This is a genomic window from Leptolyngbya boryana PCC 6306, from assembly GCF_000353285.1.
Taxonomy (GTDB): domain Bacteria; phylum Cyanobacteriota; class Cyanobacteriia; order Leptolyngbyales; family Leptolyngbyaceae; genus Leptolyngbya; species Leptolyngbya boryana.
The window spans coordinates 254828-269207 of sequence record NZ_KB731325.1 but is presented as its reverse complement, the minus strand read 5'-3'; the positions used below and the strand labels follow the sequence as shown (position 1 = coordinate 269207).

3 protein-coding genes are annotated in these 14380 nt (G+C 51.6%); all 3 read right to left on the bottom strand.

Going from position 1 to position 14380, the window contains the following annotated elements:
• Positions 1-4: 4 nt before the first annotated feature.
• Genes LEPBO_RS0132100 through LEPBO_RS0132090 form a run of 3 tightly spaced genes read right to left on the bottom strand, consistent with a single transcriptional unit; the run spans position 5 to position 14380 of the window.
• Positions 5-1066, bottom strand: coding sequence for a TauD/TfdA family dioxygenase (locus LEPBO_RS0132100; protein ID WP_017291700.1), 1062 nt, complete (start codon positions 1064-1066; stop codon positions 5-7).
• 7 nt (positions 1067-1073) lie between these two features.
• Positions 1074-6560 carry a non-ribosomal peptide synthetase gene (locus tag LEPBO_RS43760; protein WP_017291699.1) on the bottom strand — a complete coding sequence of 1829 codons (5487 nt, stop codon included), beginning with the start codon at positions 6558-6560 and terminating at the stop codon, positions 1074-1076.
• On the bottom strand, positions 6557-14380 hold the full coding sequence (locus LEPBO_RS0132090; RefSeq protein WP_017291698.1) for a non-ribosomal peptide synthetase: 7824 nt from the start codon (positions 14378-14380) through the stop codon (positions 6557-6559). The genes LEPBO_RS43760 and LEPBO_RS0132090 overlap by 4 nt, the downstream gene beginning before the upstream one ends.

Sequence of the window (14380 nt, the reverse complement as noted above, 5' to 3'; positions counted from 1 at the left end):
CTTTCTACTCCTCAACGTTGAATTCTCTGTGGCAATAAGGTTCTGCCATTCCCACCAATACTTTTCTGGCTCCGCTGTAGGGTCGTCGTCCGTGGGCAACGAGCATATTGTTTAATAGCAAAATGTCTCCAGCCTGCCAGGGAAAGATGATCGTTTCCTGGTGATAAGCTTCACGAATCGCGTCTAAGACTTCCGGCTCGATCTCAGAACCATCTCCGTAATAGGTGTTCTGCGGTAACTCTTCTTCTTTGAATTCTGTTAACAACGCATGGCGAATGGTGGGTTCTAGGGTTGAAATATGGAAAAACGCGGCGTGATTGAACCAGGTTAGTTCACCTGTGATCGGATGTTTTGCGATCGCATCGCGCACCTGACGAGTTCTGAGTCGATCGCCTGGTTTCCACTCAAACTCAATGGCATTGCGACGGCAGTAGTCTTCTACCACAGCTTTGTCGTCGGTTTGGAAGACCGTTTGCCAGGTTAATCCAAAGCCATCGTTATAGTTGCGAACATACAGAACTTTCTTTTCTGTAAATCGATCGCGAATCTGGGGTGCAAGACGCTGCAAGACTTTTTGTGTATCTGCGATCGGGGTTTCGCCCCCTTGTTCGGCAACAGTGAGACAACAGAAATAGATTTTGAGCGGATAGGTTAACCAGTAAGTTCCTTCGTTGTGCAGAAAGATTCTTTCTTGAGCCGGATAATCGGTGGAGGTGTAGATCTTGCCTTCCACTTCATGGCGGGGAGAGGAGCGATCGCGATAACTCAACAATTCTCCTTGAGCAGTGGCTTGCACAAACTGATTAAACTGCTCGGCACTTTTGATCTTGAAACCCCGAAACAACAAAGCACGATGCTGAAGAAATAGCGCTTCGATCGTCTCTCGATTCGAGGTTGCCCAGGCAATCAGATCCATCGACTCAACCGTTGGCTGAATCACGAGCGGAATTGAGGTTCCTAGTAAATGGCTGGTTTGAATTAACGCGGACTGCGAAACCTTGACAGATTTTCGGCTCGTAGTTCCCAATGTGTTTAGGCTTAGCTTTGCCCTGTTTTGTTGTGTCATTACTTCCTCATGATTTAGCGCGACTGAGCGGTTTGCGGGTGATGCGCTGAAGTCGTTGTAAATTTGTGGCGGAAATTGCTTGTGCCTGGAGAAGCTGCTGTTCTTTGGCAGCTTTGGCAACCTGATTCGATAGAACACTCAACTGGATATCCGGCTGCGCCACAACCGTCTGGAGCAGTGCTTCAAACTGGTGCACCATTTGAGCGATCGTCGATGTATCGAATAGATCAGCGTTGTACTCAAAACAGCCTTCTAGTCCCTCACTGGTTTCAAAGAAGAACAGCGCTAAATCAAACTTGGTCGTTCCACTATCAACATCGAACGGTGTCAGGGTAAGACCTGGTAGTTCTAACGGAGGCATCGGCGCATTTTGTAGCACAAACCAAACTCGGAAGAGCGGCGAATGTTGCTGCTGTCGCTCTGGTCGCAGTTCTTCGACTAGCTTCTCAAATGGCAAATCCTGGTGAGCATAAGCTCCGAGCGTTGTTTCTCGCACTCGTGCTAGCAAGGAACGGAATGTGGGATTGTTGGAGAGATCGGTGCGAAGTACCAGCGTGTTCACAAAGAAGCCGATCAAATGTTCGATCTCTGCTCGGTTGCGGTTCGCGATCGGGGAACCTACGCCGATATCCGTTTGTCCAGTGTAGCAGTGAAGTAGTGTTTTAAAGGCGGTGAGCAGCGTCATAAACAACGTGACACCTTCCTGCTGACTGAGTTGGATCAGAGATCGACTCACTTCTTTGGGCACAACAAAGGTTTGGGTTGCTGCGCGATCGCTCTGGATTTGAGGACGTGGTTTATCCGTTGGGAGTTCAAGGGTGGGTAACGCTGCTAATTGTTGTCGCCAGTAATTTAACTGCGCCTGTAGGACTTCTCCCTGTAACCATTGCCGCTGCCATAGGGCAAAGTCAGCATACTGAATCGGTAGCTCTGGTAAGGGCGAAGGCTGATGGGTCGAGAAAGCAGCATAGAGGGCTGATAACTCCTGTACTAAAACGCCCATTGTCCATGCATCAGAAACAATGTGATGGAGGGTTAGCAAGACAACATGATCGGTTTCACTCAACCGCAGTAACGTGACCCGCAGCAGAGGATCGGCACTTAGATCAAAGGGACGGGCAGCTTCCTCAATTGCTAGTCGCAGGGCTTCCGCTTCACGCTCTGGCTCTGGTAAATCTCCCAAATCAACCATTGAGATCGGCACATCCAAACTAGGAGTAATGATCTGCACAGGTTGCCCCTGGACGGTGTCAAAGCGCGATCGCAGAACTTCGTGTCGTCGCACAATTTCGTTAATACTTTGCTTTAACGCTGTGACGTTGAGCAAACCACCTAACCGCAGTGCAACCGGGTCATTGTAAAGCGGGCTATCCGACGCAAGCTGATGCAGAAACCACAATCGCTGTTGAGCAAAGGAAAGCGGCAGATCTCGATCGCGCGGAACGGGTAATAACGGAGGGGCTTCTAAGCCTTGCTGCGACTGAATCGCTACTTTCACTTGCTGGGCTAAAGCCGCGATCGTGGGAGCCTCGAACAAGCAGCGCAGAGGTAACTCCACCTGGAAGACTTCTCGCACACGCGAAATGACCTGAGTTGCCAGCAGTGAATGCCCACCCAACTCAAAGAAGTTATCATTGATTCCCACGGTTGCCACCCCCAGAACCTGTGCCCAGATGCCGCTCAACATTTCTTCGATTGGGGTGCGAGGGGCGGTTGCAGTCTCGGTTGATTCCTGTCGATCGGGAGCAGGCAGCGATCGACGATCGAGTTTACCGTTGGGGGTCAGTGGCAGTGCCTCTAGCAAGACAAAGGCAGAAGGCACCATGTAGTCGGGCAGTTTTTGGTGCAAATAGTCGCGCAACTGACCAACAAATTCACGGGTCGTTTGTTGCTGTAGAGGATTGTTGGCATAGGTCTGCCAGGAGCGCTCCTCAGTTTTTCCGGTTTGCGCTTCCACGTTTGCCCCAATCCGCAAGGTCACGTCATAGCGGAACTGATTTAGCTCGTTCTCGTAGCGTCCCTGCTTAGGCTGAATCTGGACATGCTCGATTTGCGGCAAGTGCTGTTGCAGGGCAGAGAAGAAGGCAGGATCGATCACGAGTTCCTGTTCTTGAAGTCGGCGGCGTTGAATGCGATCGCGCAGTTGCTCTGGCGTGAGCAGCTCTGAAGCCTGGTAGAGTTCAACAGACTTGTAGAATGCTTCTAGTAATGGCAAACTCCGCACATCTCCGATAAAGATTGTGCCTCCTGGTGCAACGGCATTGACAGCATGTTCCAGAACGCGGAGAAGGTAGTCAATGCTAGGGAAGTATTGGATGACCGAGTTGAGAATGACTGTATCAAACCTGTGTGGCTCAATCCCTTCCAACTGGTCTGCCTGCTGCTGCAATAGCCGAACCTGGGGCAGTTGATATTGCGGCAGACTCAAAACTCGTTTTACATAACTCAAGGCGATGTGCGAAAAATCTGTGCCCCAATATTCAGTGCAATCGGGTGCAATGCGGAACAGCAGCAGACCGGTGCCACACCCAATTTCTAGAACTCGCTGAGGGCGTAAGGCGAGAATCCGATCAACTGTTGCATCGACCCACTCTCGCATTTCCTCTGCCGGAATGGGTTGATTGGTATAACTGCTCATCCAACCGCTGATGTTGAACGTCGGTTCCCATTCTGTTTGAGTGTCACGGAAGCGATCGTCGTTATATACCATCTGCCACTGCAAAACCTGCTGGTCTTCCAGGTTTTGGCTAGAAGCATGGCGATCGAGAGATTGGGGGACGATGTAAGCGACTAAGCGTTTCTCTCCGGGAACATCCTCTCTTGCCAATACAACTGCATCTTGAACAGCCCGATGCTGGCTCAGTGCCGCCTCAATCTCGCCTAGCTCAATGCGGAAGCCGCGAATTTTAACTTGATGATCAATCCGGTTGAGAAATTCGAGATGACCATCGGGAAGGTAGCGCACTAGATCCCCGGTTTTGTAAAGCCGATCTGCAAAATCCGGTGCTGAGAACGGATTGGGAATAAACCATTCGGCAGTTAAATCGGGGCGATTGAGATAGCCGCGTGCTAGCCCCGCTCCACCCAGGTACAGTTCACCCGGAACCCCGATGGGGACAGGCTGCAACTGCTGATCTAAAACATAAACTTGAGTATTGGCGATCGGGCGACCAATCGGAGGTGTCCCTTCGATCTGCGGATCAATTCGCGCAAACGTAGAATACGTTGTGTCTTCCGAGGGTCCATACAAGTTAAACACCTGCTGGATGTGCGATCGCTCATACAACTGGCGCACTAACTTGTGCGGCAGCGGTTCTCCTGCTAAATTGACGGTTTGCACCGACTTGGGAATGCCGTTCATCTCGATCAAGGCAGCGATCGCAGAGGGCACAGTATTGATCAGCGTCACTTGCTCTGCTGCGGCTAGCGTGGGTAGATGCAAGGCATTTTCAGCCAGAATTGCGGTTCCCCCAACACTCAACGGTGCAAATAACTCAAACACCGACAAATCAAAGCAGAGCGACGTAGAAGCTAGGACGCCTGATAACTGATCGGCAGTGAAAACGGATTGCGCCCAGTGGAGTAACGCGATCGTATTTCGATGTTCAATGGCGACACCTTTTGGCTGACCTGTTGAACCAGAGGTGTAAATGACATAGGCGAGATTCGCGGGAGTGATTGCAGATTGTGGATTTTGATTGATCTCTAAAGTTTCTGGAAAATTTGTCTTCGCGTCGAGGCAAACCACTTGGGCAGGGGTGTCAGGCAGCGTGGAAAGAAGCGTTTGCTGAGTCAGCAAGACGGATATCTGAGCATCTTGCAAGATGAATGCTACCCGCTCTGCCGGATAGGTTGGGTCGAGGGGTACATAAGCCCCTCCTGCTTTGAGAATGGCTAGAACGCCCACGACCATTTCTAAGGAACGCTCTACACAAATCCCCACGAGTGTTTCGGGCTTGACACCCAGGGTTTGCAGAGAATGAGCCAGATGATTTGCCCGATCGTTGAGTTCTCGGTAGGTCAATTGCTGGTCTGCACAAATGACTGCGATATTGTCAGGCGTGCGATCGACTTGTGCTTCAAATAAGTGATGAATACATTCGCCCGATGCCGGCTGAACCGCTCCTTCTCCCCATACTTTCAATTGCTGCAATTCCTCATTGCTCAGCATCGGTAACGCTGAGAGACACGCTTCAGGATGGGCGATAAAGCCTTCTAGGAGCGTCTGCAAATGTCCAAGCATTCGATGGATCGTTGCTCGATCGAAGCGGCGCGTATCATACCAAAGCTCAAGCCGCAGTGCCGCATCAGGAATCGCTAGCAATCGGAGAGGTTCATTGGTTTTCTCAAACGATCGTGGATTCTGAATCTCAAACCCCTCAACGCCGTTTTTCACCGTGGCATCAACGGGATAGTTTTCTAAAACTTGACAGGTTTCAAACAGAGGTTGGTTGCGAGAGACATCACTCCAGCCCTGCACCTGTACCAGTGGACTGTACTCATACTGAAGCACCTCCATTTGTTGAGCCAGAATCTGTTGCAGCCAGGGCAGCAGAGAGGCATCGGGAGGAACCTGAACGCGCAGGGGCAGCGTGTTGACGAAAATCCCCACCATTGACTCGACTCCGGCTAAGTCCGTCGGGCGACCGGAGGACGTAACGCCAAAGACCACATCAGACTCGCCACTGTAGCGGCTGAGCAGTAATGCCCAAGCACCTTGGACTAGGGTGTTGAGTGTGAGTTGATGCTGTCGTGCTAGATCCTGGAGCGCGATACTAGTCGCTTCCGACAAATCGATGCGCTGCCAGTCATAATCTTCTTCCTGGCTAGGTAAATTGTGAGCGTTGCGATCGACCGCAAGACGAGTCGGTGCAGTGAACCCCTTGAGCCTCTGCCGCCAAAATGCCTCCGCCTGAGCGAGATCTTGCTGCTGCAACCAGGCAATGTAGTCACGGAAGGGGCGCGGTTGGCTCAGGTGCAGGTCTTGTCCCTGGCAAAATGCTTCATAGAAGGCATACACTTCTTTGAAGATCAGCGACTCTGACCAGCCATCTAACAGCAAATGGTGACTACTCCAGACAAGGTGATAGGCATCATCAGCTAAACGCAATAGTGCCAAGCGCATCAGGGGAGCTTGGGAGAGTTCAAATCCTGTTTGGCGATCGACCCTGAGAAATTCATCTAAGCGATCGCGCTGTGTCTCTGGATCAAAGTGTCGCCAATCTTCCTGGTGCCAAGGGAGGTCGATCTGCCCATACACGACTTGGTAAGGCTTTTCCAAGTCGTGCCAGTAAAAGGCAGTGCGTAAAATTGAGTGCCGATCGACCACACGCTGCCAAGCTTGCCGAAGCGCGGTTGCATTCAGATTGCCCTTGAGCGTCCAGCTAAACTGCTCAAAATACACGCCGGACTGTGGCGCATAGATCGTATGAAACAGTAAGCCCTGCTGAAGTGGCGAAAGTTCGTAGATGTCTTCTAGATTGTCCATTTTCATGAAGAATGTCTCCCAGTTTGGCTGAGTTTTGCCAACAATTTGTCAAAGTCCTTTTGGCTGATTTTGGCTGCCTCAAAATCAGAAGGGGTATAGCTTCCCGCTTCCGGGGAGTGGCAGCGAGCAATAATCGATCGCAATGCCTCTATAAACCCTTCGGCTAACTGCGCGATCGTGGCTGGATGATGAATCGCAGAGCTATAGCTCCATTCCAGATGCAGTTGTTGGGCAGCAATGAAGCCATCAATTTCTAATAGATAGGGACGAATTCCTTCGGGACAGTGAACCGCACCACTCGATTCTTTAGCAAGCTTGAAGGTGGTCGTCGCGTCGAGTGCTGTATCAAACTGCCCTAGGTAATTGAAACAGACCTCCGCCTGTGGCAAATCCCTGAGTTGTGCAGCAATTTCCGCTGGCGCGAGATAGCGCAACACGCCACAGCCAATTCCTTGATTGGGAATGCGACGAAGCTGCTCTTTGACTGTTCTCAGGGCATCCTCCATTCCATCTGCATTGCTTAAATCTAGATACACCGGGAAGATGGACGTGAACCAGCCGACCGTGCGAGACAGGTCTACATCCGAGAAAAGTTGCTCTCGCCCGTGACCTTCTAGATCGACCCGAAGTGGATGACCTGTCCACTGGGTAAATGTTTGACCCAATGCCGATAACAATAGATCGTTAATTTGGGTGCGGTAGATTGCTGGCACTGTTTTCAGAAGCGTTTGAGTCTCTGCTGCGGTGAGCGTAACGGTGATTGTGTTAGCTGAAGCGATCGTATTGATGCCCTTCGGATCGTCGATCGGCAAAGAAAAACTAGGCAGTTGATGGGCAGCTAACCAATACTCCAACTCCTGCTGCACTGCCACTGACTGTCCGTAGTCCGTTAAGCGTTGCGACCAATGCTGAAACGATGTGGTTTTTGCCGGAAGCTGAATTGCTTGCCCCTGCTGAAGTTGGGCATAGGCAGTTTGGAAGTCGTCTAGCAAAATTCGCCAGGACACCCCATCCACTGCTAAGTGATGAATCAGAATAAGTAATCGTCCCGGTTTGTTTGCACCGAGCTTAAAGAGGGCAACTCGTACGAGCGAACCGGATGTTAAATCGAGGCTAGCTTGTAGTTCTTCGCAGTGTTGAGTGATTGCCTCAGCTTGCTCTGATTCAGGAATCGCTGACAAATCGACCTGAACGAATGGCACCGTCTCTTCTGGCAGTGCATTGACTTGCCGAATCCCCAATTCGGTTTGCTCAAACCGCAGCCGCAGGGCATCGTGATGGATCAGTAACTGTTGCACAATCTGTTGAACTTGGCTTCCCTCTAGAGTAGCGGGGACTTCGAGCAGCGTTGCCTGGTTGTAGTGGTGTGGATTGACTAGGGCTTGCTCAAAGAACCAGTGCTGAATCGGTGTTAACGGTAGTTCTCCGCTGACGGCATCCTGTTCTGCTTGCACTGCCTGCTCGGTATCGACAACCTGAGCAAGTTCAGCGATCGTTTGATGCTGAAACAGTTGCTTGGGTGTCATTCGTAAGCCTTCCTGATTCGCTCTAGCCACAACTTGAATGCTGAGAATGGAGTCGCCCCCCAACTCAAAGAAATTGTCATGAATACCGATCGACTCAACGCCCAAAACTTGTTGCCAAATTTCAGTCAACCGCTGCTCGATCGCGTGGCTCGCCGTAACCAGTGGCGTTTTCGTTGCGAGATGAGTGCGATCGGGGGCGGGTAGATGACGGCGATCCACCTTACCATTGGGCGTTAGGGGCAGAGATTCCAACTGCACAAAGGCGGCAGGAAGCATGTAGTCCGGCAGCTTGTTTTTAAGAAATGAACGCAGGGAACCCAGGGCAGCATCGGGAAGCGTGGCAACGACGTAAGCCACAAGTTGCTTGCGATTGGGGGCATCTTCTCGAATCACTGCGATCGCTTGCTGAATCTCTGGATGTTGTTCTAGCGCAGCTTCAACTTCACCAAGTTCAACCCGAAATCCTCGAATCTTCACTTGATGGTCAATGCGTCCCAAGAATTCGATTTTGCCATCCGATCGCCAACGGGCTAAGTCGCCTGTTTTGTAAAGGCGGGCTGAGGATTGATCTCGATCTCCCCAGAAAGGATTGGGGATGAATCGTTCTGCGGTTAACTCCGGTCGATTGAGATAGCCGCGAGCCAGTCCGAACCCACCAATATAGAGTTCACCCGGAACCCCGATGGGAACAGGCTTGAGATTGGCATCGAGCAAATAAATCTGCGTATTGGCGATCGGGCGACCAATCGAGACGGTTTGTTGATCTGTCGGTTGGCAAACTTCCCAAGTAGCATCGATCGCGGCTTCAGTAGGTCCATAGAGATTGTGCAGTTCCACATGAGGCAACCGGGCAAAACATTGTGCTTGCAGTTGGGCACTGACTGCCTCACCCCCACAGGTAATGTAGCGTAGGCTGCGGCACGCCGTTTCTAAGCCTTCCATCTGCAAAAACACTTGCAGTAACGAAGGGACAAAATCTACAACCGTAATTTGATGTTGAGCGATGAACTGAACGAGTGCTGCACTATCTTGAGGAACATCGGCTGGAGCCAGAACCAGGGTTGCTCCAGCAATTAACGCCCCAAAGATTTCCCAAATCGACACATCGAAACCGAAGGAGGCTTTTTGTAAAACCCGATCGCGCCCATTCAACTGATAGACCGTTTGCCCCCACAGTAAACGGTTACAAATGGCTTGATGTTCGACAAGTACACCTTTGGGTTTGCCTGTCGAGCCAGAGGTGTAGATCACATAGGCAAGACTCGTGGGTGATGCAAGGCTAGAAAGTGCAAGTGGTACCGCGATCGTATCGAGAGTATCCAGGCAAATCGTTGTGGCAGGACAAGCAGGCAGAGTGTCGAGCAGATGAGCTTGAGTCAGCAAGATTGAGACTTGGGCATCTTCTAGCATGAAAGCAATGCGATCTTGCGGATAGCCCGGATCGATCGGCACATAAGCGCCTCCCGCTTTCAGAATTCCGAGAATACCGATCACCATTTCTGGAGCGCGATCGACACAAATTCCAACCAGCACTTCAGGCGCAACTCCTAGAGACTGCAAATGGCTTGCGAGTTGATTGGCACGATCATTCAGTTCCCGATAACTTAGGTGTTGATCATTCCATTGCAGGGCAATAGCATCCGGTGTTTGCTCAACCTGAGCTTCAAACAATTGATGCAGGCATAAAGGCGATGACGCATTGCTTACGATTTCTCCGGTTCCCCAGTCCTGAAGCTGGTGCAGTTCCGATTCTGGTAACAGTTGCAGATCCGAAATCGATTGCTTCGGATTCGCAATCATGCTTTCGAGCAGAGTTTGGAACTGTTCCAGCATCCGAGCGATCGTCTCTGGCTCAAACAAATCCGTGTTGTATTCACAACTGCCGCTGAGTCCTGTGGGCGTTTCCATCAAACTCAGGGTCAAGTCAAAGCTAGCCGTCCCACTGTCGATATCTAGTGTGCTGAGAGTGAGATCGGGAAGCTCCAGGGCTGGCATCGGAGCGTTTTGCAGCACGAACATCACCTGAAAGAGCGGATGATGGCTGAGATCACGATCGGGTTGCAGTTCATCGACTAGCTTCTCAAACGGCACGTCCTGATGGGTATACGCGCCCAAAGCGACTTCCCGAACTCGTTTCAACACCGTCTGAAAGCTCGGATTGCCGGATAGATTCGTTCTAAAAACCAGTGTGTTCACAAAGCAACCCATCAATCCTTCGAGTTCTGCCCGATTACGGTTTGCGATCGGCGATCCCACTAAGATGTCTGCTTGTTGGGTGTAGCGGTAGAGCAGGGTCTTAAACGCTGCCAGCAAGGTCATGAACAGGGTCGCGCCCTGTTGCTGGCTGAAGGCTTGCAGAGCTGTGGATAGATCGCGGGGAAGCTGGAACGATCGAGTTGCGCCCCGGAAGCTCTGAACCGCAGGACGAGGACGATCGCTCGGCAATTCCAGAATCGGCAGATCACCGGCTAATTGCTGTTTCCAGTAAGCCAGTTGAGCGTCTAGAACCTCTCCCTGTAACCACTGCCGCTGCCACAGGGCAAAATCGGCATACTGAATCGGCAATGCTGCTAGTGGCGAGGCTTGTTCTTCAGCAAAAGCAGTGTAGAGTTGAACCATTTCTTGAATGAACACGCCGATCGACCATCCATCCGAAACAATGTGATGCATCGTCAGGAGCAGCACAAAATCGTTTTCTGCGAGTTGCAGCAAGGTCGATCGCAGTAGTGGAGCCTGGGACAAATCAAAGGGTTGCTGGGTTGCTTGAAGAGCCAGTCTCTGGACTTCCGCATCTTGTTCCGATGGCGATAGAGACTGCAAATCTATCGGGATCAACGGAACGGTGGCTTCTGGGAGAATCACCTGAGTGGGTTGTCCTGCGATCGTGACAAACTGCGATCGCAGAATTTCATGACGCTGCACGATCGCACTCAAGCTTTGCGCTAGCGCGGCAATATTAAGCCGTCCTTGCAGCCGTACTGCCGCAGGTAGGGTGTAGGACGTGTCATTCGGATCAAGCTGTTGCAAAAACCACAGCCGTTGCTGAGCAAAGGACAGGGGCAGAGGCTCGGATCGGGAGACTCGATCGATCGTCGGAGCCTGTAAGGAACGATCTGTACCAATTGCGAACTCAATTTCCCTAGCAAATGCAGAGAGCGTAGGCGCTTCAAACAAACACCGCAAGGGTAGCTCCACTTGAAACACCGCTCGGACTTGCGAGGTCACCTGAGTTGCTAGCAGCGAGTGACCACCCAACTCAAAAAAGTTGTCGTGAAGTCCTACCTGATTCAGTCCCAACACCTTTGCCCAGATGCCCATCACCATTTCTTCAACGGGTGTGCGCGGTGCCGTAGTGCGATCGTCTGATGCCAAGGCAGAATCATTGGGAACCGGTAATGCCCGACGATCGAGTTTGCCATTCACCGTCAGAGGCAGGGCGTCCAGCACCACAAAAGCAGCGGGCACCATATAGTCTGGAAGTTTGGTTTGCAGAAAATGGCGGAGGTCGATGAGTTGTGCATCGTTTAGGGTGGAATCAGGAACGATGTAAGCCACGAGGCGTTGATCTCCGGGCACATCTTCGCGATCGATCACCACAGCCTGATTCACCTGCGGATATTGGCACAACAGCGCTTCAATCTCACCGAGTTCAATGCGAAAACCGCGCAGTTTCACTTGATGGTCGATCCGACCGAGATATTCGATCTCGCCATTCGGCAGATAGCGTGCCAAGTCACCCGATTTATACAGTCGTGCGTTTGGCGCATCGTCAAACGGATGGGGAATGAAGCGCTCGGCAGTGAGTTCCGGACGATTGAGATAGCCCCGTGCTAGACCCGCGCCTCCAATGTACATTTCACCCGGAACCCCAACGGGTACAGGTTGGTGATGGTGATCGAGAAGATACACCTGAAGGTCGGGAATGGGTTTGCCAATCACACTCCTGGTTTCACCAAGCGTTGCCATGGTCAGTGGGTGATAGGTCACATGCACCGTCGTTTCGGTGATGCCGTACATATTCACTAACTGCGGCGATCGATCACCATGTCGCTCAAACCAGGGCTGCAAGCTTTGATAGGACAGCGCTTCTCCACCGAAGATCACTAGACGCAGACAAAGGGTAGACGGACGACGGAGGGAGTCTTCGACCTGAATCAGTTGACGGAAGGCGGAAGGCGTTTGGTTCAGTACCGTCACTCGTTCTTGGCACAACAAGTCATAGAATGCTTCGGGCGATCGACTCGTCCAGTAGGGCACCACAACCAGTCGCCCACCATGCAGCAAAGCCCCCCAAATTTCCCACACTGAGAAGTCGAATGCATAGGAGTGAAAGAGTGTCCACACATCTTGCTCGTTGAAGTGATACCAGGGCTGAGTGGCGGCAAAGAGCCGCACAACATTGGCATGGTGAATCAATACACCTTTGGGTTTTCCAGTGGAGCCGGAGGTATAAATCACATACGCGAGGTGATCGGGCGTGACTTCGCCGACTGGATTCTCGATGCTCTGCTGGCTCAGAATAGCAGCATCGCGATCGAGGTCAACCACCTTGGCTGCTGGAGTGGAAAATTGATTCTGTTGTCCTGCCATCGTCAGCAACACAGGCACCTGAGCATCTTCGATCATGAATGCTAAACGCTCTGGTGGATAGGATGGGTCTAAAGGTAGATATGCCCCTCCTGCTTTGAGAACGGCAAGCAACGCCACGACCATTTCAAGCGATCGCTCCAGGCAAATCCCCACCAAAACATCAGGTGTAACTCCTAACGATTGCAAGTAATGGGCGAGTTGATTGGCGCGATCGTTCAGTTCGCGATAGGTGAGCTGCTGATCCTCATAGACCAGTGCGATCGCATTCGGAGTTCGTTCGACTTGTGCCTCAAACAAGTGATGCAGACAGGCAGTTTGAGAATGCGTTACTAAATCCGTACCTTGAGGATGATTCCACTCCACCAAAAGCTGATGCTGCTCTGCTGCGGTGAGTAAAGGCAATTCCCAGAGACTACGATCGAGGGTTGCTGCCATTCCTTCCAGAAGGGTTTGCAGATGTCCCGCCATCCGAGCGATCGTGTCTGCATCAAAACGGTGACGATCGTAAACCAAGCTAATTTCTAGCGCAGCACCCGGTCGAACGATCACCGTCAGCGGATAATTCGTTTGTTCAAACACCTGAACTCGACTGACGATTAAGTCAGCATTGCCCTGCTCAACGTTTGGATCGATCGGATAGTTTTCAAAAACGACAAGGCTCTCAAATAAGGGCGAATTGGGTGGAATCTCGCTCCACTGCTGAATCTGGAAAAGCGGCGTGTATTCGTACTGTCGTGCTTCTGCCTGTTGCGATTGAAACTGCTGGAGCCAGGGAAGAAGCGATCGATCCGATTGCACCTGTACTCGTACCGGCAAGGTGTTAATGAACAATCCCACCATCGCTTCAGCCCCTGGTAAGGTCGTCGGGCGACCTGAAACCGTCGTGCCAAACACCACATCCGACTCGCCACTATATCGACTGAGCAGCAATGCCCAAGCTCCTTGAACTAGGGTGTTGAGCGTCAATTGATGCTGACGTGCCAGCGATTGTAAGGCTGTGGTTGTTTCGCTTGCGAGGGACGTGTGATATTCCCCAACCTGGATGGCAGAGGTAGAGTGATCGACATCTACCCCAAAAGGAGTGGGTGCCGTGAAACCTTTGAGCGTTTGCCGCCAGAATGTCTCTGCTTCAGGTAAAGACTGTTGTTGCAGCCAGCCAATGTAATCCCGGTACGGTCGGGGCTTGGGCAGTCGCAAGGTTTGACCCTGACAAGTTGCCTCATAAACCACAAAGACTTCTTGCAAGACCAGGGACGTAGACCAACCATCCAATAGCAAATGATGATGGCTCCAGAGAAAATGATACTGTTGCGCTGCTTGTTGAATCAGGATCAACCGCATCAGTGGAGCCTTTGATAATTCAAAGCCCTGCATCCGCTCAGCTTGGCGCAATGCCTCCAGCTTGGCTTGCTGGTCTGCCACCGTGAGCTTTTGCCAGTCGTGAACCATCAGAGGTAAATGGACCTGCCGTCCCACTACTTGCAGCGGTTTTTCTACGTTCTCCCAAACAAAAGCACTGCGGAGAATCGGATGGCGATCGAGGACTTGCTGCCATGCCTGCTCAAAGGCTGGAATATTCAGATCTCCCTGTAACTCAGCACTGACCTGCTCAACATACACCCCTGATTCTGGTGCATAGAGGCTATGGAACAGCATTCCCTGCTGCATCGGAGACAAACGATAGAGGTCTTCAATGTTTTTGGCGCTCAT